This is a genomic window from Vibrio chagasii, from assembly GCF_002954585.1.
GTDB lineage: Bacteria > Pseudomonadota > Gammaproteobacteria > Enterobacterales > Vibrionaceae > Vibrio > Vibrio chagasii_A.
Genome location: NZ_MSCI01000002.1, coordinates 1,895,817 through 1,917,364 on the forward strand (window position 1 = coordinate 1,895,817; position 21,548 = coordinate 1,917,364).

19 protein-coding genes are annotated in these 21,548 nt (G+C 44.6%); 6 read left to right on the forward strand and 13 right to left on the reverse strand.

Features of this window, described 5'->3' with window-relative positions; genetic code table 11:
- The first annotated feature begins 27 nt into the window (after positions 1-27).
- The 4 genes from BTO10_RS16830 (at position 28) to BTO10_RS16845 (ending at position 6,314) form a co-directional block, all read left to right on the forward strand.
- Complete coding sequence (locus BTO10_RS16830; RefSeq protein ID WP_004737398.1) at positions 28-768, forward strand: YciK family oxidoreductase; 741 nt, start codon at positions 28-30, stop codon at positions 766-768.
- A 154-nt stretch (positions 769-922) separates the two neighbouring features.
- The gene (gene imuA, locus BTO10_RS16835; RefSeq protein ID WP_105025299.1) at positions 923-1,630 is read left to right on the forward strand and encodes a translesion DNA synthesis-associated protein ImuA; all 708 of its coding nucleotides are present in this window, start codon (positions 923-925) and stop codon (positions 1,628-1,630) included.
- A 3-nt stretch (positions 1,631-1,633) separates the two neighbouring features.
- Entirely contained in the window at positions 1,634-3,106 is a 1,473-nt protein-coding gene (locus tag BTO10_RS16840; protein ID WP_105025300.1) for a Y-family DNA polymerase, read from the forward strand.
- 115 nt (positions 3,107-3,221) lie between these two features.
- Positions 3,222-6,314, forward strand: coding sequence for an error-prone DNA polymerase (locus BTO10_RS16845; RefSeq protein ID WP_105025301.1), 3,093 nt, complete (start codon positions 3,222-3,224; stop codon positions 6,312-6,314).
- 314 nt (positions 6,315-6,628) lie between these two features.
- Here the strand turns inward: BTO10_RS16845 and BTO10_RS16850 are convergent, their stop codons facing one another.
- Together BTO10_RS16850 and mlc are read right to left on the reverse strand one after the other, a co-directional pair.
- On the reverse strand, positions 6,629-7,570 hold the full coding sequence (locus tag BTO10_RS16850; protein ID WP_004737394.1) for a chemotaxis protein CheV: 942 nt from the start codon (positions 7,568-7,570) through the stop codon (positions 6,629-6,631).
- A 167-nt stretch (positions 7,571-7,737) separates the two neighbouring features.
- On the reverse strand, positions 7,738-8,955 hold the full coding sequence (gene mlc / locus BTO10_RS16855; protein ID WP_105025302.1) for a sugar metabolism global transcriptional regulator Mlc: 1,218 nt from the start codon (positions 8,953-8,955) through the stop codon (positions 7,738-7,740).
- A gap of 319 nt (positions 8,956-9,274) precedes the next feature.
- On the opposite strand from mlc, the gene pyk reads away from it, so the two are divergent.
- On the forward strand, positions 9,275-10,720 hold the full coding sequence (gene pyk, locus BTO10_RS16860) for a pyruvate kinase (protein WP_105025303.1): 1,446 nt from the start codon (positions 9,275-9,277) through the stop codon (positions 10,718-10,720).
- 133 nt (positions 10,721-10,853) lie between these two features.
- Here the strand turns inward: pyk and BTO10_RS16865 are convergent, their stop codons facing one another.
- On the reverse strand, positions 10,854-12,068 hold the full coding sequence (locus BTO10_RS16865; RefSeq protein WP_105025304.1) for a patatin-like phospholipase family protein: 1,215 nt from the start codon (positions 12,066-12,068) through the stop codon (positions 10,854-10,856).
- Between the two features lie 41 nt (positions 12,069-12,109).
- Positions 12,110-12,199: a cytochrome bd-I oxidase subunit CydH gene (gene cydH, locus BTO10_RS23960; protein WP_100205969.1), complete on the reverse strand. Its 90-nt coding sequence runs from the start codon at positions 12,197-12,199 to the stop codon at positions 12,110-12,112.
- 145 nt (positions 12,200-12,344) lie between these two features.
- Here cydH and BTO10_RS16875 point away from each other — a divergent pair, with 145 nt between their 5' ends.
- Positions 12,345-12,938, forward strand: a complete 594-nt coding sequence (locus BTO10_RS16875) for a hypothetical protein (protein ID WP_105025305.1) — start codon at positions 12,345-12,347, stop codon at positions 12,936-12,938.
- A gap of 74 nt (positions 12,939-13,012) precedes the next feature.
- On the opposite strand, the gene BTO10_RS16880 is transcribed toward BTO10_RS16875, so the two are convergent.
- The 9 genes from BTO10_RS16880 to acpP all read right to left on the reverse strand — a co-directional run bounded on the left by BTO10_RS16880 (position 13,013) and on the right by acpP (position 21,414).
- Positions 13,013-13,417 (reverse strand): hypothetical protein, encoded by a 405-nt coding sequence (locus BTO10_RS16880; RefSeq protein ID WP_105025306.1) that lies wholly within the window; start codon positions 13,415-13,417, stop codon positions 13,013-13,015.
- A 219-nt stretch (positions 13,418-13,636) separates the two neighbouring features.
- Entirely contained in the window at positions 13,637-15,067 is a 1,431-nt protein-coding gene (ptsG, locus tag BTO10_RS16885) for a PTS glucose transporter subunit IIBC (RefSeq protein ID WP_105025307.1), read from the reverse strand.
- A gap of 444 nt (positions 15,068-15,511) precedes the next feature.
- The gene (locus BTO10_RS16890) at positions 15,512-16,279 is read right to left on the reverse strand and encodes a TatD family hydrolase (RefSeq protein WP_105025308.1); all 768 of its coding nucleotides are present in this window, start codon (positions 16,277-16,279) and stop codon (positions 15,512-15,514) included.
- A complete protein-coding gene (locus BTO10_RS16895) occupies positions 16,270-17,235 on the reverse strand; it encodes a DNA polymerase III subunit delta' (protein ID WP_105025309.1) in 966 nt (321 codons plus the stop codon). The genes BTO10_RS16890 and BTO10_RS16895 overlap by 10 nt, the downstream gene beginning before the upstream one ends.
- A gap of 6 nt (positions 17,236-17,241) precedes the next feature.
- The gene (gene tmk / locus BTO10_RS16900; protein ID WP_105025310.1) at positions 17,242-17,874 is read right to left on the reverse strand and encodes a dTMP kinase; all 633 of its coding nucleotides are present in this window, start codon (positions 17,872-17,874) and stop codon (positions 17,242-17,244) included.
- A 10-nt stretch (positions 17,875-17,884) separates the two neighbouring features.
- On the reverse strand, positions 17,885-18,901 hold the full coding sequence (gene mltG, locus BTO10_RS16905) for an endolytic transglycosylase MltG (RefSeq protein WP_105025311.1): 1,017 nt from the start codon (positions 18,899-18,901) through the stop codon (positions 17,885-17,887).
- The gene (gene pabC, locus BTO10_RS16910; protein WP_105025312.1) at positions 18,898-19,740 is read right to left on the reverse strand and encodes an aminodeoxychorismate lyase; all 843 of its coding nucleotides are present in this window, start codon (positions 19,738-19,740) and stop codon (positions 18,898-18,900) included. The genes mltG and pabC overlap by 4 nt, the downstream gene beginning before the upstream one ends.
- Before the next feature lie 102 nt (positions 19,741-19,842).
- Positions 19,843-21,087: a beta-ketoacyl-ACP synthase II gene (gene fabF, locus BTO10_RS16915; protein WP_004737382.1), complete on the reverse strand. Its 1,245-nt coding sequence runs from the start codon at positions 21,085-21,087 to the stop codon at positions 19,843-19,845.
- A gap of 93 nt (positions 21,088-21,180) precedes the next feature.
- Positions 21,181-21,414, reverse strand: coding sequence for an acyl carrier protein (gene acpP, locus BTO10_RS16920; RefSeq protein WP_004737381.1), 234 nt, complete (start codon positions 21,412-21,414; stop codon positions 21,181-21,183).
- Between the last annotated feature and the right edge of the window lie 134 nt (positions 21,415-21,548).

Sequence of the window (21,548 nt, forward strand, 5' to 3'; positions counted from 1 at the left end):
ATAATAAAAGAAAGAAGGATAAGCACAGTGGATTACCCAATCTCTACAGATGCCCTCAAAGATAAAGTAATTTTGGTTACTGGTGCTGGTGCCGGTATTGGACGTCAAGCAGCACTAAGCTTCGCTCAACATGGCGCGACAGTTATTCTGCTAGGCCGCAATGTTAAAAACCTTGAATTTATTTACGATGAAATCGAAAGTGCTGGTTACCCACAGCCTGCGATCATCCCATTAGATCTAAAAGGCGCGACAAAACAGAACTACATTGATATGGCTGAAACCATTGAGTCACAGTTCGGTCGTTTAGATGGTCTATTACATAACGCTGGCGTTCTCGGTACTCTAAGCCCGTTTGAGCAGATTGATGAAGAGACTTTTGATGATGTTATGCAGATCAATGTGAAGTCTGAGTTCTTGATGACTCAAGCACTTCTTCCTGCTCTTAAGAAAGCGGATGCAGGTCGTATCGTATTTACGTCTTCTACCGTTGGCCACTCTGGCCGTGCATTCTGGGGCACTTACGCGATCTCTAAGTTTGCTACCGAAGGTATGATGCAAATCCTAGCGGATGAGCTTGAAGACACCAACATCCGTGTTAATGCGATCAACCCAGGCGGCACTCAAACACGCATGCGTGCAAAAGCGTACCCAGGTGAAGATGCGAACAAGCTAAAAACGCCACTGGACATCATCCCACTGTACCTACACTTAATGAACCCAAGTGTGACAGACATTAATGGCCAATGTATCGACGCTCAACCTAAGTAGTTGATATTATAACCAATCGTAAAAAGTCGCTTTAATAGCGGCTTTTTTTGTATCTAAATCAAGCATCTAAAACTTAGTTCCTTTGATTTTCATCATTTTGCTTTGCATCTTTTTCATTGTTAAATATACTGTATAAATATACAGGTGTTTGATTATGCATGAACTCATAAAAAACTTACAAGACCGCCAGCTAATCTGGAAAGGGCTACAATCAACAACGCTAGGAAGTACCACTTCAACAGGCTATCCGCAATTGGATAAGCAGCTTGATGGTGGCTTTCCGACACACGGCGTTATTGAAGTTGAATCACAACAAGGGATCGGCGAACTTCGTCTGCTTACGCCCTACTTAGCTCAGCAAAACTCACAAAAACTGGCCATATTCATTAACCCGCCAGGGAAGATCTGTGCCGAGTTCTTTAGTAGCCAAGGAGTCGAACTTGATAACATCTTGGTGATAGAGCCTCAACGCGATCTCGATGCATTATGGGCTGCTGAGCAATGCCTCAAGAGTGGTGCTTGTCATTCTGTATTGTTATGGGGAGCCGATCTCGAAATCCACCAAACCAAGCGCCTGCAAGCAGCAAGTGAAACCGGCAAATGCCTGCAGTTTCACTTTAAATCCACCAGCCATAACCAATTATCCCTTCCCGTTTCTTTAAGCATGAAGCTCTCTTCTCATGCTCAGGGGTTAAAGGTTGAGGTAACAAAAAGAAAAGGCAGCTGGTCGTATGGCAGCTTTATTCTCGACATGACCCACAATTGGCCGTTACTAACAGAGAAAATCATCGGCATTGACAGCTCACACCGTGCCTTGTCTGATAATACTGTGCTGGCTTTTCCTATTGCGAAGCAAGGCTAGCGTATGCTGTGGCTGTATCTGCACTTTCCATCTCTGCAGTTGGATACCTTGTTTAACTCAAGTGAATCGGGCTCAAACAAAGAATCACATGAGCAACCCATTATCATCGTGGATGAAAAAGATCATCGTGTGCTACAAGCTAATCAAGCCGCACTGGAATCAGGTATCACACTGGGCATGGGACTAGGGTCAGCGGCGGCGCTTTGCCATCACTTACATGTTCACCCTTACAGCATTGAACTTGAGAAAAACAAACTGAAAGAGATAGCTCAATGGGCCTATCTGGTGACTTCCGATATGACCCTATTGCCACCCAATGGCTTATTGATTAAAGCTTCTAACATGCTATCGCTTTACGATGGGCTGGATAACTACTGGCATGAACTCAAAAGCCATATTGAAACCCTTAACATTAAGTTCCGTTTTGCCACGGGTTACTCACCGCTTTCTGCAATCCTTTTAGGTAAGCAAGCGATCAATCAAGTAACAGACAATGTTCAACAGATGAAAATTTGGGTTAACCAACAAGCATTGAGTTCTAGTGAGTTGCCACCTAAGCAAGTTGAGCGCTTGAATCGTGTCGGTATTAATATCGTTGAAGAGCTATTGAAATTGCCTTTACAAGAGGTCGCACGTCGCTTTGATATCGACTTAGTCAATTATGTTGGTCGTCTGAATGGGCAGTTCAAACATCCTATTGATTTCTATCATCCTCCAGAAAGCTTCCAGCAATATCTGGAGCTGTTGTTTGATATAGAGAACATTCTATTTATCGAAAAGCCACTGCTGAAATTATTGAATCAACTGGAATGCTTTTTGAAGCTACGTGACAGAGTCGCGTTTGAGCTAAAACTAACTCTGCATCTCAGGGATAAAGACGACCACCATGTCTCTTTCTATTCAGCACAGGGCGACTACCTTGCTGAAAAGTGGGCTAACCTTACCCATCTCACCTTAGAGTCACTCAAGCTCACAGCTCCCGTTCAAGGGCTTACTCTCTCGTTAGCTCGTCATGGAGAACCTCAAATGGCCTACCATGATCTTTTTGATGGCAATACCGGAACGCTTGCTGCGTTAGATCTACTGTCACTGTTACAGGCAAAGCTCGGACAGGCATGCATTCAAACACCGAAAATACAGCAGGATCCTAGGCCAGAAAAAGCCAATCGCTACTCGCTTCCAACCCTGAATAAAACCGTAGCAAAGAAACAAGCCAACGTTGAGGTTGTGGAACAAACGGCGCCAACTCTCAACATAAACCAGCAGCGCCTCAGGCCCAGTATTTTGCTGCCGGAGCCAGAAGCCTTAACCGAGAATGTCACCTTATCTCAGGGACCTGAACGGATTGTTTCTGGATGGTGGGATGGCGAGAAAATTATTCGTGACTACTTTATTGCTCACAGTGAAAACGGTCGATGGTTATGGGTATTTAGAACACCAGACAAACAGTGGTTCTTACACGGCTTATTCAGCTAATCAACACTTATTCATCTAACCAATAAAGAGTTGAATCGCCAACCCGCAACATTGACTCAATTTAAACGCTCCTTTTCAATCATGTTTACTCACACTGATTAAGTGAGATTACGTTATGTCTCAGCAATACTCAGAGCTTTTCTGCCAAAGTAATTACTCCTTTCTTGAGGGAGCTTCACACGCAGAAGAGCTGGTTTTACAGGCCGACTTTTTACGTTACAAAGCACTCGCGGTCACCGACGAGTGCTCGGTCGCAGGTATCGTTAAGGTTCACTCTGCAATCAAGCAACACAAACTGTCGCTCAAGCAGATTGTCGGGAGCATGTTTTGGCTAAATGAAGAGTGCCAAGTGGTTTTGCTGTGCCCAAATAGGAAGGCCTATGCTGAGCTGTGCCGTATTATTACTAACGCGAGACGCCGTAGCAGCAAAGGACATTATCAGCTCTCTGAGTGGGATATCATGTCGGCTAAGCACTGTTTCATTCTGTGGCTTCCTCAACAAAAATCTGAAGATACTCATTGGGGACAATGGCTTTCTCAACATCACTCAGGTCGATTGTGGATTGGTTTACAACGACACCTAAAACAGACCGATCAACAGTACATCGATTACTGTGTGGAACTATCACATCACCATCACCTGCCAATGACGGCTTGCGGCGGTGTGTTAATGCACAATGCTAACCGTCTGCCCTTACAGCACTCACTCACTGCGATTAAATACCAAAAGCCCATTACCGAAGTAGGCAGTCACTTACTGGCGAATGCCGAGCGCTGTTTGCGAAGCATCAATAAGCTCTCTCGTATCTTTAAAACAGAGTGGCTAGAAGAGAGTAATCGTATTGCTGAACTGTGTGACTTTGATTTGGATAGCTTGCGATACGAGTACCCAAATGAGCTGATCCCTCAAGGTGAAACTCCCATGAGTTATCTGCGCATGTTGGTCGAGAAAGGCAAACAGGCTCGCTTCCCACAAGGTGTGCCTAGTGACATTCAACAGATCATCGATAAAGAGCTAGGGCTTATTGACGAGCTCGACTATCCTTTCTTCTTCCTGACGATCCACGACATCGTCATGTTCGCCAAAAGCCAAGGCATTCTTTATCAAGGTCGAGGTTCGGCGGCCAATTCAGTGGTTTGTTACTGCCTAGAGATCACCTCTGTCGACCCAAGGCAGATCTCAGTGCTGTTCGAACGCTTCATCAGTAAAGAGCGTGATGAGCCGCCCGATATTGATGTCGACTTTGAGCATGAACGCCGCGAAGAAATCATCCAGTACATCTATAAAAAGTATGGCCGAGAACGTGCTGCGCTTGCTGCTACGGTCATTTCTTATCGCTTCAAAAGTGCAGTAAGGGATGTAGGTAAAGCCTTGGGGCTACAGGAGACCCAGCTTGATTACTTCATTAAGAACACCAACCGCAGACATAAAAGCCTAGGTTGGCAGGCTCAACTCACGCTATTAGGGCTACAGCCTGACTCTTTAAAAGGCCAGCAGTTTATACATTTGGTTAATGAAATCATCGGTTTCCCACGTCACCTATCCCAACATGTGGGCGGCTTCGTGATCTCTTCTGGTCCCTTGTATGAATTGGTACCTGTCGAAAACGCAGCAATGCACGATCGCACTATTATTCAATGGGACAAGGATGATCTTGAAACTCTGGGACTGCTTAAAGTTGATGTGCTTGCTCTTGGTATGCTGTCTGCAATTCGAAAGTGTTTCGATCTGATCAAGCGTATTCATGGCCGCTCGTTAACGATCGCAGAGATCACTCGCCTTAAAGATGATCCTCAGGTGTATGGCATGATTCAGCGAGCAGACACCGTTGGCATATTCCAAATTGAGTCACGAGCACAAATGAGCATGCTGCCAAGGCTCAAACCAAGGACGTACTACGACTTAGTGATTCAAATCGCTATCGTACGTCCAGGTCCGATTCAAGGTGACATGGTGCACCCTTATCTCAAGCGTCGTGATGGTATTGAGCCAATCAGCTATCCCTCGAAAGAGGTTGAATCCGTCCTATCACGCACTATGGGAGTACCTATATTCCAAGAGCAAGTGATAAAACTCGCTATGGTCGCCGCAGGGTTTACAGGTGGTGAGGCGGATCAGCTCAGACGCGCGATGGCCGCTTGGAAGAAAAACGGCAACGTATTTAAATTTAAAAACAAGCTCATTGAAGGCATGCAGAAGCGAGGCTATGACATTGAGTTTGCCGAGCAAATCTTTAAACAGATATGTGGCTTTGGTGAATACGGCTTCCCGGAAAGTCACTCCGCTTCGTTTGCAGTACTCGCGTATTGTTCAGCTTGGTTAAAGTGCTATTACCCAGAGTGCTTCTACGCCTCCTTACTGAATAGTCAACCTATGGGGTTCTATAGCCCCTCGCAATTGGTACAAGATGCTCAGCGACATAATGTGGCGATACTTCCTGTATGCGTGAATGCCTCTCAAGACAACCACACTGTTGTCTCTCAGCAAAATGGTTTAGCCATACGTTTAGGGATGAGACAAATCAAAGGCTTGAGTGAGCATGGTATTCAGAGTGTACTCGCTAACCGGCCGCATTCGGGTTATCGCCACCCTAGCCAGGTAAAACAGTTATCAATCAACAAGAAAGACATTGAGCTACTTGCCTCAGCAAATGCGCTTCACAACGTTTCAGGTGACCGCTTTCAAACTCGCTGGGCGATAATGGACTCGGCCTCTGACCTACCCTTGTTCAGCCAAATCGATGACAGCTTTGAAAAAGGTCATGACGAACAAGGATTGCAACAACCCAGCGAGATGCAGGATTTACTTGAGGATTTCACCAGTGTTGGGATCTCCTTGAATAAACACCCCATCACGTTACTGGAAGAAGCCAACCGATTAGGTCGCTTCACTCATATGAAAGACTTAAAACAACAACGACACAAGTCCATGGTCACCGTTGTTGGTCTTGTCACTGGCAAGCAATCACCCGGAACCGCAGCTGGCGTCACCTTTGTCACACTGGAAGATAATACGGGCAATATTAACGTGGTGGTTTGGGGAGCAACAGCGCGCGCTCAACAGCAAGCGTATCTCACAGCTAAGGCGTTAAAGGTGCAAGGCATCCTAGAAAAAGAAGGTGAAGTGGTACATGTGATTGCAGGGAAGCTTATCGACATTACCGATGAGATTGTTGGCTTAAAAACCAAGTCGCGAGACTTTCATTAATAACTCAAGCCGCTGTTTTATTTAGGTAAAGAGAGAAACGAAAAAGGGAAGCATCTGCCTCCCTTTATTTCAAATTGTTGAGTTATACCTCAACGTCAGCTTCCGTACGTCTTTTCTTAAATTCCCTATATAGTAATAAGCTTAAAGTCATTACAACTTTAGACGTTAACCATATCATTAAGAGGAACTACCTTAGATTGTGCGTGAAAAGTTACGTTAGTAGTGGTGCATATTTCGTGACGATTAATATGCTGCGTCAATAATAGCAAACGTTTCTATAAGGTCACTCAAAACAAACCGACTGACGGTATAATTTACAAAATCTGACGCATACGCTCTTGAGTTACCTCAACCAACAAGTCTGGTTGGAACTTAGAAATAAAGCGGTTACACCCTACTTTTTCCACCATTGCTTCATTAAAGCTTCCGCTTAATGAAGTATTTAGCGTAATAAACAGGTCATGCATTCTCGGATCAGAGCGCACTTCATGAGTCAGTTTGTAGCCATCCATCTCAGGCATTTCAGCATCAGTGATCATCAACAGTATTTCTTGATTGATGTCTTTGCCTTCATCACACCAGCCCTTAAGTAGATTCAGAGCTTCTAAGCCGTCACAGCATTCAATAATGTTCAAACCCAATTGCGACAAGGTGCCTTTGATTTGGTTACGCGCGGTTGAAGAGTCATCAACGATAAGCACATTACGTCCTATCATCTCTTGAGCTAACTGCTCATCTAACACACCTTCAGAGATCGAGACGTCGTAATCGATGATCTCAGCCAACACTTTCTCAACGTCGATGATCTCAACGATTTTGTGCTGATCTTCTTCTTGAATATGCGTGATAGCGGTTAGGTAATTGGCGCGACCCGTTGTCTTTGGCGGCGGCTGAATCTCTGTCCACATTGTATTGACGATATTGCGAACCTGCCCAACCAAAAAGCCTTGTACAGTTCGGTTGTACTCCGTAATGATCAAGTTACTCTCTTGCGATTCAGCACGAGATGGCGGAAAGCCAATGGCACTGCGCAGATCAATCACAGGCACAGATTCGCCTCGCAAAGAAGCTACACCCGTAATGTGATGATGAGATCCAGGTAAACGAGTAAGTACCGGTACTTTTAGCACTTCTTTCACTTTAAATACGTTAATCGCAAATAATTGACGACTATTTAAGCTGAATAACAAGAGCTCCAGACGGTTTTCACCAACCAGTTTCGTTCTCTGATCAACCGAATTTAAAACGCCAGACATACAACACCTTAGTGACAAATAATAACTGTGGCTACAATAGCCTACTTCAATAGGTTAAAGCAAAGCGCTAATGCACAGAATGCTTAAACTAAGTACAACAAATGCTGTTATACAAAGCTTAAGTACATGGAAAGGTTCGGGGGAAGGCTAAAAGAAGAGAAAAAGAGTTAGCCTTCAATAACTTTCATTAACAACTGACCGTCGTAAAGGGCTTGCTTGATAAGCGCAGCACCAGGCATCGTTGCTTGTTTGTAGAATCGAGACTCCACCAGCTCTAAATCTTGGTGGTAAACCGACAAGCTCTGCTCTTCGATACATTTTTGAATCGCAGGGTACAGAACGCTCTTAGCTTGGTTAATGACACCACCGACTAAGATTTTCTCTGGGTTGAACAGGTTAATCACAATCGCAATAGCTGAACCTAGGTAACGGCCTAACTGCTCAATCACTTCTACCGCTAGTGGATCACCATCAGCCGCAGCAGCACAGATTTGCTCAATCGTGACATCTTCAAAAGCAGTCAGCGTGGATTCCTCACCATTGGCTAGACGCTCTTTCACTTGCTCACGAATCGCTTGTGAACTCGCAACCGTCTCTAAGCAGCCTCGGTTACCACAATGACACAGCTTGCCTTCCTTATCGATCTGGATATGGCCCAATTCACCGATATTGCCGTGACGACCTTGCAAAACACGGCCATCAAGAATAATCCCGGCACCTAAGCCGTGGTGAATGGAGATTAAGACAGAGTTATCATTGTCTTGAGAGTTACCAAACAGTTTCTCAGCCAGTGCCCAAGCGCGAGTATCATTGGCAATAAAAACCGGCAAGCCCGTTTCTTTGTAGATCTCAGGACCCAAAGCTAAATTTTCGACATTGTAATGCGGCATTTGCAACACAATACCCTGCTCTGAATTCACAAGGCCAGGGAGTGTGATCGCGATACTGGTTACCCTGTCGAGCTGCTCAGCATAAGTTTGGAAGAATTCGTCGATTTCGTGAAGAAGACGTGCAAGCACATCATCTTGGTCGCGTTCGTGAATGTCGATCTTAGTATCGATAAGTACATCGCCACCCAATTCATGAAGCGCGATAGTAAGATACCCACGTCCAAGACGCATCGACAAGAACTGCCAACCTTCGTTATTAGTTTGCAAGCCCACAGCAGGACGTCCACGAGTTGTGGCTTCTTGAACCGTCGTTTCGTGGATAAGGTGAGCTTCCATGAGTTCACGGGTAATTTTGGTAATACTCGCCGGAGCCAACTCACTTTGTTTGGACAGATCGATACGAGAAATAGGACCTTTAAGGTCAATTAGTTTATATACACGACCAGCATTGACCTGTTTGATATGATCAATATGGCCCGGTTGAGCCATGTACATTTTACGCTCCAAAAATCATCAACGGGATAATTTTTTTACTTTGCGAAGTAATTGTGAAGTCACTTGGTATATCGCCGTGACCAGTATCACGTATATACATGAATCTTTGTGTATCTAGTCAAATAGTTTAAGAAAAGTTAACACCCACATCGATAAATTGAGACTTAATTTTCATAAAAAAACATCACGCCTGAGTGCCAAGTTCAATAAATAACAGTAAATCCAGAAATATCCTCCTAGCTCCCAATAAATTATCAATTAATGCATATACTTAATTCAGTCTTTTAAAAAGATTACTGGCCTCACTCTAGGAGTATTCATGACAGCTGAATTAAGAAAAACGAAAATCGTCACAACGCTAGGCCCCTCTACCGATAAAGGCAACGTGCTTGAAGAGATCATCAAAGCCGGTGCCAATATTGTTCGTATGAACTTCTCCCACGGCAGCAGCGACGACCATATACAACGTGCAGAAAAAGTCAGAGCAATCGCTAAAAAACTGGGGACACAAATCGCTATCCTCGGCGACCTTCAAGGTCCCAAGATTCGTGTGTCGACATTCAGAGATGGAAAAATTCAACTGGCTGTTGGTGATGAGTTCACTCTCGACAGCAGCCTAGGCTTGGGTGAAGGCGACCAGCAAGCCGTTGGCCTCGACTACAAAGAGCTTCCGAATGATGTTTCCGCTGGCGACATTCTGTTGCTTGATGATGGACGTGTGCAACTCAAAGTCACCAAGGTTGAAGGTTGCCGCGTTCATACCGAAGTCATCATTGGTGGCCCGCTTTCCAACAACAAAGGCATCAACAAAAAAGGCGGTGGGCTTTCTGCAGAAGCGCTGACCGACAAAGACAAACGAGACATCGTCACCGCCGCACAAATCCAAGTCGATTACCTCGCTGTCTCTTTCCCTCGTAACGGCGAAGACATGCACCACGCTCGCCAACTTGCGCGTGAAGCAGGCTTAGAAGCTCACCTAGTAGCCAAAGTAGAGCGAGCAGAGACGGTATCGACCGTTGAGAACATGGATGACATCATAATGGCTTCAGATGTTGTCATGGTGGCTCGTGGTGACCTCGGAGTAGAAATTGGTGACCCTGAGTTGGTCGGTGTACAAAAACAGCTTATACGCCGCGCTAGAGCCCTTAATCGCACTATTATCACTGCAACTCAGATGATGGAGTCAATGATCTCCGCTCCAATGCCTACCCGTGCTGAAGTAATGGATGTTGCCAACGCAGTACTTGATGGCACTGATGCAGTAATGCTGTCTGGTGAAACCGCTGCCGGACAATACCCAGTAGAGACAGTAAGATCGATGGCTGAAGTGTGTGTTGGTGCTGAAAAAATGGCGAACGTCAATCAGTCCAACTACCGAATTGACCGCACTTTCGTGACAGCGGAAGAAACAGTATCAATGGCAACCATCTACTCTGCTAACCACATGGAAGGTATTAAAGGCGTAGTCACGCTGACTGAGTCTGGACGCACTGCTTTGATGATGTCTCGTTTAAGTGCTGATATGCCTATCTACGCTCTGTCTCGTAACGAAGGGACACTAAACCGTTGTACCTTGTACCGAGGCGTAACCCCTATCTATTTTGAGACAGAAGCCAAAGACAGCTTTGACATTGCGCTATCAACACTTGCTTGCCTAAAAGAGAAAGGACACCTCAAGTTTGGTGATCTCGTAATCATTACTCAAGGCGATATCATGGACGTGGCTGGCTCAACCAACTGTATGAGAATTCTACCTGTCACCTAGCTAAAAGCAGATAAAACCAATAAACGGCGACAAGATGAGATAAAAGCAAAAGGGTTATCGAACTAAGTTCAATAACCCTTTTTTCATTTCAATAATGCTATCTCACAAGGCTAACTATAGCTTTGCAGCCGCATTATTTATCAATAACAATGCTTGCCAGTTGCGGCATGTGGGAACTGCGAGCGTTTTCTGTTGTGGTATAAGTTTCAACGAATCGATAGCCGGCCTCTAAACCCAATTCGTAATCATGGAGCAAATCTTCTTTGTCACTCATTAAAGAGCTAGATTTTAACGGTTTACTTGGCGCGATCTGCACCACAAAGGCATCATCCGGAGGAGAATTCAAAAAGTCTTGAGTCAACGAGTAGGTTTGGTAGTGCACCATCAACATGTCGGCCAACCCAGAATCAAACTTATCACCAATTAAATGGCTTAAACGGTAAATATCATCAGCGCCAAACAACCATCGACCACCATTTAGCAAATCTAAATGCCCACGATCACGCTTCTGTTCTTTAGAGCGTAGGATCTGCTGCTGAAAGAAAGAGGTCCAGTCGGTTTTCCATTGCTCCACTTTTTGTTGCCAATGGCCTTGAACACTATCGAACGATTCTCGGAACCATTCCAGCTCCTCGGCGGTTACCGGTTTAGGTACTTGGATTTTCTGTTGTTGCTGCGGCGCTTGAACTAGCGTGCTCCCCTCTTCATCCGTTACTGGTTCGGTACGAATTACGACAATAGAACGAGCTTGCCTACGCCACGCTTCTTGAACGGGAATAGAGGCAGACACACCGCCATCCACATAAGCGCTATCACCAATGAAGATCTCATCATTGTACAAGCGAGGGATCGCACAAGTCGCAATCATCACTTTGTACCAATCGTCCCCCAACAGAGGAAAGTAGTGATCTCGTAAATCTTTAGAATCCGTTACCGCCGCATAGAAGTGGCGTTCACCTAAGGTTTGCCGCCCTAAATCAAGATCGAGCTTATAAGGGTAAGCCATGATTTGCTCTAAGGCCCACTCAAGCCCTAAATTCTTCCTGTGTCGTATGTAAGAGAACAGATTAAAGAACTCTGGAGACGTGGTCAGGTCAAGGACGAAAGAACGCCCCAAGCCTTTATCACGGCACAAATAGGCACATAAGTTTAGCGCACCTGCCGAGGTACCGAAAAATTCATCGAAAGGGTCAAAATTAGAAAGGAGGAAAGCGTCGAGAACGCCTGAGGTAAAAATACTTCTCTGCCCGCCACCTTGAGCGACCAGTGCTGTTTTACCAGCAATAAACTTAGCGTAATAATCTAAGTCTATTGCTGTATCAATATTGGTTACAATCCCACTATTCATTATTCCCTGAGTATAGAAACTCAGCCTCGCAATAAATGGTATTAACTACCAATCGCAATAAAACCAAATGAAAGAATGACGAAGTAAATAAACGCTGTAATTTGTAGGGCATTTTTCAGATTATGTTCCATAGACACCTCTGGCTTATTATTAATTTGTCGAGTCTCTATTTAAGTACTATCAGGTGTGTGAAGTATCTTCAAGAATCGTCGAAATTAGTCGCACGATATTGATGTAACCATCACAATTAGTAGGTGTATGGATAAGGATATACTCATGAATAACAAAGTAAATATGACGATGTTAGTTGTGCTTCTCTCGGCTTCGAGTGTTTATGCCTCACCGGTGATCATTATTACTCCGATGGTTGGTTATACCGGCGGTGGTAGTGTCGAAGATCAAGATGGCAAAACCTATGACATGAAAGGATCTGAAAACTACACCTTTGCGATTGAGACACCACTAGAGAAAGGGCGCGTTGGTTTCTTTTACTCAAACCAAAGCTCTGAACTAGAAACGCTAAATCTGAGCTCCTCAATCCAATATCTGCATTTTCAAAGTAGCATTTATTATCCGGCTTCCTCGGTATTGTCTGGATACCTAGGCTTAGGTCTAGGCGCCTCATATGTCGATGTAGACTGGGCGAAAGATAAATACGGCTTCTCTACGTCAATCTTTGGCGGCTTAGAATATAAATTGAGCGATCGCTTAGCGCTGAATACCCAAGTTCGTTGGTTAGGAACGGTAGTTGATAACGACACAACAGGTGTATGTAACATTCCAAGCACTGGGCAAGACTGTATTATTCGTTTTGATACCGACTGGATGAATCAATTCCAAGCTAATGTCGGATTAAGTTTTACTTTCTAGATGGCAATAAATGCTAAAAATGAAAAAGCCAGCGATACGCTGGCTTTTTGCTGTAGCTCGTTTGAAGTTCAACCTTAGAACTTGTAGGTCACGCCCAAAGCACCACCTAGTTGTAACTCAACGCCTTTGTACATGTCGAGTTCTGGGTGAAGCTGTGCGTAAGCATTCCAACCTTCGTAGAAGTTCACTTTGACACCTAGCGGTAAACGCAAACCAAAGTCGTCATTCCACTCTGCCCATGCACCCGCACCAACATACCAGCTCAACGGGGCTTGTGTCTCAAACTGACCACGCTTCCAAATGTAATCAAATGCAGCACCGTCATTGCCAACAGTGACACGGTATTTCTGGTCAAACTCAACAACGGCACTCAGATCTTGGTCAACGGCTAAACCAACTTCTAACGCAGGAGCTTCAGCAGCATGAGCAAGAGAGGTGAGGCTGCCGCACATAAGGCCAATCAAGTAACGATGTTTCATAGTATTCTCAAACTGTTTCAAAAAGTGGTAGGTTAATTAAAAACCAACACCATTTGTCATCGTAAAGTTAAAGATAGCAGACCATCAAAGATGATGATCATAGGTGATTAGTTTTAAATGAAAGGTAAATAACTGAGCGATAAAAGAATAAGCCTGATGAAACAGTAGAAACAAAAAAGGAGGCCAATTGGCCTCCTTTCAATTTATTGAATCAGTGAATTAACCGTTGTTACGGATCCACTCATCCATGTCTGTTTTCAGGTTGTCAGATTTAGTACCAAAGATAGCTTGTACGCCACCCGCTACTACTACAACACCTGCAGCACCTAGTTTCTTAAGCTTCTCTTGGTCAACAATTGCTGTATCAGCAACTGCAACACGTAGACGAGTGATACAAGCGTCAAGACCAGTGATGTTAGCTTTACCACCGAATGCAGCCACTAGCTCACCAGCAAGTTCAGAACCAGTCGCAACTGCTTCGTCTTCTGACTCGTCTTCACGACCTGGAGTTTTAAGGTCTAGAGCTTTAATCACAGTGCGGAATACGATGTAGTAGATTGCAGCGTAAGCAATACCACAAACAACCATTAGACCCATCTTAGACGCGTGGCCAGATAGAACTAGGAAGTCGATTAGACCGTGTGAGAAAGATGTACCGTGTACAAAACCTAGAGTGTTCGCAAGAACGTAAGCAGAACCAGCTAGTAGAGCGTGGATTGCGTACAGTACTGGAGCAACGAATAGGAATGAGAATTCGATTGGTTCAGTGATACCCGTTAGGAATGAAGTTAACGCAGCAGAAGCCATGATACCCATTACTTTAGCGCGGTTTTCAGGCTTAGCTGAGTGTGCAATTGCGATTGCAGCAGCAGGTAGACCAAACATCTTGAACATGTAACCACCAGCTAGCTGACCGAAGCCATTGCCCGCTGCACGAGATGCGTCATCAGCAACTAGGTAACAAGTAAGAACACCGTTTTGAGCTTCGCCAGCAGCGTTTACACAAGTACCAGCTTCGAAGAAGAATGGTACGTTCCATACGTGGTGAAGACCAAATGGAATTAGAGAACGCTCAACGATACCGTAGATACCAAACGCCACTTGTGGGTTTTGGTGAGCAGCCCAATCAGAGAACGCAGAGATAGCGCCGCCAACTGGTGGCCATACTACAGATAGTAGGATTGCTAGACCGATCGCAGAGAAACCTGTGATGATTGGCACAGCACGCTTACCAGCGAAGAAGCCAAGGTACTCAGGAAGTTGAATACGGAAGAAACGGTTGAATGCCCAAGCAGCAACACCACCGACTAGGATACCACCTAGTACACCAGTATCGATTTTATCAACGCCCATTACACCAGCCATTACGCCTAGTGTAGCAGTCATGATGCCGTAACCAACGATTGCTGCTAGACCAGCAACACCATCGTTGTTAGTAAAGCCAAGTGCAACACCTACTGCGAACAGTAGTGCCATTTGACCAAATACTGAACCACCAGCTTGTTCCATTAGGTTTGAAACAATTTCTGGAATGAAAGGAAGATCTGCTGCACCGACACCTAGCAAAATACCCGCAACTGGTAAAACTGATACTGGAAGCATCAGAGACTTACCAACTTTTTGCAGGCTAGCAAAAAGGTTCTTAAACATGTTTATGCTCCTGATAAAGATAAAATAATTATATGGGTTCTAACGGCACACCCCCGTAGCCTATATGTTAGCACCCAGTGAAAATGTAACCATGTATTGCATTATATTTTCTGCCGCTAAATATATATTGATGAAGAACTAACTTTCTAGTGACTTACGAAATTTAGTTTCAAAACACGTCTTGGATCACATGTCAAATTTAGAAATGCAATGGTTTACAGTTAAATAAGTCATTGATATTCAATGATATTTTTGAAAGCCATTATTATTTTACTGGGTAAATAAAATAAGAGCGAATGTTATTTTTAGTAACAAAATTACAAATGTTATAATTCACGCTCCCAAGTTCAACATAATTCGTAAACATTAAAAAAAAACGTATTTTTGGTGATCAAAAACACAAAAAGGGAGCTTTCGCTCCCTTTTATTTGTTTAGTTCATTTTTTATCGCAAAAAAAGTTTCTGGTAATTTTTGGTCGTTCGTTCAGCAACCTCTTTCATCGAAATACCCTTCAACTGCGCAATATAGGCTGCCACCTCGACGACATATGCAGGCTGATTCTGCTTTCCGCGATATGGGATTGGCGCCAAGTATGGAGAGTCCGTTTCAATTAGTAGCCTATCTAGCGGTAGGTTTTTAACAACCTCTTTAAGTTCTGTTGCTTGCTTAAAGGTCACAATACCTGAAATTGAAATATAGAACCCTAATTCCATAGCCGCTTCAGCAAACGCCTGATCTTCAGTAAAACAGTGGATGACACCACCACACTTCTCAGCGCCACAGTCACGAAGAATCGCAAGTGTATCTTCACGCGCATTACGAGTGTGAATGATCAAAGGCTTGTTCAGTTCTACCGCTAGCTCAACATGCTGTTTGAATCGCAGTTGCTGCAATTCCGCAGTTTCAGGTTGATAGTGGTAATCTAGGCCGGTTTCACCTATCGCAACCACTTTAGGGTTGCTCGCGTATTCACGCATTCTTTCAAGGCTGAAATCACTTTCAACATCAAGAGGATGGACGCCACAAGACGCTTTAACGTTATCAAACGGCGCTATCATTTCGAGCATATTTTCAAACGAATCTAGTGTCACACCTACAGAAAGTAGATGGTCAACATTCGCTGCTTTCGCTTTGTTAACGACATCTTCTACACTAGTGTGTAAATCTTGGTAATCCAGCTTGTCTAAATGACAGTGGGAATCTACGAACATGTTTCCTCGCAAGTGGCTATCAGCCAATTCATTATGAGTAGCTCCGTATTGAGCCCAGGGTGTTGCTTCAACTGCTCAATCAGTATCAACAGTTTATGTGCTGCAGTATAGGCGCTTTGGTAAGACATCACCTCACACAGCGCGTTAGCACTTGGGGTTATGGCATTATTTGCCAAACCGAAATGCAACTTCTGTACATCTGAAAGTAAGTGCCATAACCAACCAAGCTGCATCAAAGGATCTTTAGCAAGTTCAGTCGAGAACTTAAGCATGTCAGGCTGAGTGCCTTTGACGATATTAACGAAACCGTCGAATACTTTCTCGGAAGCCTCTACACCGCCTTCTTCAAACATCGCTTTCGCTTTCAACGGCGCATTATCGTTGAGTGCCAAAATATACGGTGGCACAGCCTTACCTACTTCCCCATCAAGCCATGCTGAGCCCGCTTCCAATTGTGGGCTCACCACATTGAATTGCTGACAGCGACTGATGATGGTTGGCATGAGGCGATTGCTGTTACGAGTCGACAGAATGAAAATACACTGGCTTGAAGGCTCTTCGAGGGTTTTCAGCAAAGCATTGGAAGCCGACTCATTCATCGCCTCAGCAGGTTCAAGTAAGATAACGCGTAAACCGCCCAACTGAGATGATTCTTGAGCCCAGCGATTACTTGCACGCACTTGGTCAACCGTGATCGATTTGCCTTCTTTCTCTGGTGAGATGACATGAAAGTCCGGATGGCTACCCGATTTCATCAACTCACAACTATGGCAAAACCCACATGCCTCGCTTTCATAGTTTGTGCACATTAATGCATCAGTAAGCTGGCTAATGAGAGCATCAACGCCCAGCCCTTCCGGCGCATTAACAATCACAGAATTCGGAAAACGCTCAGCATCGAGACTTTTTTTCCACTCACTCCAAACTGGCGTGAGCCAAGAATACACTTCCGCCATGACTACCTACTGTTGCTCTAGCCACGAACTAAGCGCTTGCTTAATATCCGCAGCTACTTGTTCTATTTCTTGCTCTGCATTGATCACAAGAACCGAGTCATCTTGTGCAGCTATCTCAAGGTAACGTTCACGCGTGCGATCGAAGAAAGAGATATCCATCTTTTCGATTCTATCAAGCTCACCACGGCCACGTGCACGCTCAAGCCCTACTCTAGGGTCTAAGTCTAAGTATAGAGTTAGATCCGGCTTAAAATCGCCTAGCGTGGTTGCTTTCAATGATTCCATTGTTGTACGAGCGATCTGACGACCACCACCTTGATACGCTTGAGAAGACATATCATGGCGATCACCTAATACCCACTTACCGCTATCTAAAGCCGGCTTAATCACGTTTTCGACTAATTGGACACGTGCAGCGTACATCAGCAGTAACTCAGTCATATCTTGAAGCTTTTCGCCTTCGTGCTCTTCTTTGACCAGTGAGCGCATCTTTTCTGCCAGCACGGTACCGCCTGGTTCACGAGTGTTTACGAGCTCTTCAACACCAGATGCTTTCAATGTCTCAACGATGGCATTGATAGCTGTACTTTTACCCGCACCTTCAAGGCCTTCAACCACGATAAATTTCGACTGATTCATAATTCGTTCTTTATTTGTTTTTTCTTAATTGTTTTAAGTAAGCTCGTACTGCACGGTTGTGCTCAGCCAAACTCTTTGAAAATACATGCCCACCTGTGCCACTCGCGACAAAATAGAGGTAGTTGCTCTTTTCTGGATTCAGGGCCGCGTTAATTGACGCTCGGCCCGCCATAGCAATCGGCGTTGGCGGCAAACCACTCATAGTGTATGTGTTGTATGGCGTTGGGGTTCTTAGATCTTTCTTACGGATATTGCCATCGTAGCTATCACCCATTCCATAAATCACCGTTGGGTCCGTTTGTAGACGCATACGCTTGTTCAAACGGTTGACGAACACAGACGACACACGTTCACGCTCTGAAGCATCGGCCGTCTCTTTCTCAATGATAGATGCCAGAATCAGCGCTTCATAAGGTGACTTAAGAGGCAGTTTGTCCGCTCTCTTTTCCCACTCGTCGTTCACAACGTTCATGAGATCGCGATGCGCACGCTTTAGCAAATCTAAATCTGTAGTGCCGTAGGTGTAGTGGTAAGTTTCCGCTAAGAACAAACCTTCTAGCTTCTCGTTTTCAATACCCAGCTTTTCAGCTATCTCTTTTTCAGACACACCATCAAGCGTTTGTTGAATAAACTCATTGTTCTTTAACTGAACAAGCCACTCGTCAAAACGACTGCCTTCAACAAAGGTGATAGTAAACTGATGCTCTTTCCCTTCAACAAGAACCTGTAGCGCTTGCTCAAGCGTTAAACCCGGCTCTAGCAGGAATGTACCCGCTTTTACATCAACAAGCTCTGGATGTAACTTGCGGATTAGTTTCTCATAAGGAGACGCCTCAAATAGGCCTTCATTAATCAGCTGCGCAAGTACACGATTAAAACTGCTACCGGAAGCAATGGTAACCACCTGCGGCTTTTCTAGTTGAATGACTTGTTTGAGGTTATCTTGCGCTTGGTTGTAAACGTAGAACCCAGCAGCGCCCGCTGCGATTAGGCACAAGATAATAAAAATAAATAACTTTTTGATCACGAGTTTAGTTGTCCTTGAAGGCTACGAGTAACGGTTCCAATGTTAAATTGGGTTTCACTAATACGGGTAACAGGAGCAACCCCTAAAATGGAGTTGGTAATGAAAACCTCGTCAGCTTGCATGACTTGAGGTAAGCAGTAGTCAGCAATAGTAACGGAAAGTTCAGTTTGATTCAGCGTCGTTAACACTTGCTTACGCATAACGCCTGCAACACCACTTTGGGTAAGCTGCGGAGTATAAATGACCTCACCTTGACGCCAAAATAGATTGGCCATGGTGGTTTCGATCACATTGCCTGAGATATCAAGAACCAAACCGTCAACTTCACCGGCCTGATCCATTTCATCCTTCATCAATACTTGTTCTAAGCGATTGTTATGTTTGTGACCAGCAAGCAATGGACTCAAACCTAGTGCTTGGCGACAAACTCCGAGCTCAACTCCGTTGTCTTGCCATTCTGCATAGTGGCTTGGGTAATCAAACGTACTAATGGTAATGGTTGGCTTAGCAATGTTCTTGGTACTGTAGCCTCTCCCACCAGCACCACGGCTAACATGCAGCTTTATTCCGGCTTTTCTGCTATGAGACTTGTTTGCACTTTCGTGGTGGCAGTTTTGGATGTGTTGAATTGCACTAGCTAGCCACGCGTTAACCACATTCCAATCTAATGCAGAAATACGTAATGCTTTTAAACATTCATCGACACGATACTGATGGTCGTGAAAATGCTGGATATCACCATTTTGGACAAGCATAGTTGTAAAACAGCCGTCTCCATATTGAAACGAACGATCCAAGATTTCGATAGTTTGCTGTCTTTCTCCGTCAACCCAAAACATGTTTTTCCCCATAAAAAGAAACGGCTCAATGCTAAGCATCAAGCCGTTTAAAAACAAGTCTAATTATGACTATCTACGACGTTTAGGTCTTTTATAAGATGATTAAATCTTTTTGAAGATCAAACAGCCGTTTGTACCACCGAAACCGAAAGAGTTACATGCAGCATACTCCATGTTGCTAACTTTACGTGCGGTGTGAGGTACTAAGTCAATGTCTAAGCCTTCTTCAGGATCATCTAGGTTGATTGTTGGTGGAACAATTTGGTCAACCAGAGACATAGCCGTGATGATAGCTTCAGCAGAACCTGCAGCACCTAGAAGGTGGCCTGTCATTGATTTCGTAGAAGAAACCAATACTTGCTTGCTGCCAGCTTCGCCAAGAGCACGTTTGATGCCCTTAACTTCTGCTACGTCGCCTGCAGGAGTCGATGTACCGTGTGCGTTAACATAACCGATTTGTTCACCAGTAATGCCAGCATCACGCATCGCCGCTTCCATTGCTAGTGCGCCACCAGAGCCATCTTCACTTGGAGATGTCATGTGGTAAGCGTCACCCGACATACCGAAGCCAACTAGCTCACAGTAAATCTTAGCGCCACGAGCTTTCGCATGTTCATACTCTTCTAGAACCATCATGCCAGCACCGTCACCAAGAACGAAACCGTCACGGCCTTTGTCCCATGGACGAGAAGCTTTTTGAGGCTCGTCGTTGCGAGTAGATAGTGCTTTAGCTGCACCGAAGCCACCCATACCTAGTGGTGTAGATGCTTTTTCAGCACCACCCGCTAGCATTGCGTCAGCATCGCCGTATGCAATCATACGTGCCGCGTGACCAATGTTATGTAGGCCAGTTGTACATGCAGTAGAAATAGCGATGTTAGGACCGCGTAGACCACGCATGATAGACATGTGACCAGCAATCATGTTCACGATCGTTGACGGAACAAAGAATGGGCTAATTTTACGAGGGCCTTTTTCAGTAAGCGCTTGGTGACCAGCTTCGATCAAACCAAGACCACCAATACCAGAACCGATAGCCACACCAATACGTGGTGCGTTCTCATCAGTAACAGTTAGACCAGAATCATCAAGTGCCTGAACACCTGCTGCGACGCCGTATTGGATGAATAGATCCATTTTACGAGCATCTTTTTTAGACATGTACTCTTCGCAGTTAAAGTCTTTAACTAGACCTGCAAAACGAGTTGAGAAATTGGTTGCATCAAAATGCTCGATATTAACGATACCACTTTGACCAGCTAGCAGGGCTTTCCAAGAAGATTCTACAGTGTTGCCTACCGGTGACAACATACCCATGCCAGTGACAACTACACGACGCTTGGACACGATTTTACACTCCGGAGATTGAGATGATTTAAGATGAGGATAGATGAGTTAGATAAAACACAGGCGGTCGAGGTGACCGCCTGGGAGAGATTATTACTGAGCGCTAGTTACGTAATCGATAGCTGCTTGAACAGTAGTAATTTTCTCAGCTTCTTCATCTGGGATTTCAGTGTCGAATTCTTCTTCTAGAGCCATTACTAGCTCAACTGTGTCTAGAGAATCTGCACCTAGGTCATCAACGAAAGAAGCTTCGTTTTTAACTTCAGCTTCGTCTACACCTAGCTGTTCAACAATGATTTTCTTTACGCGTTCTTCGAGGTTGCTCATTTTTTCTTTTCCTTTACAGAGTTCGCTTTATGCGATGTTTTCCGTAGTTTATTCAATCTATTGAAAGTTGCAAGGTCAACTTTTCTGGTCAAACCACAATTTTCACGATTTTAACCGAAATTACGTATGATCTT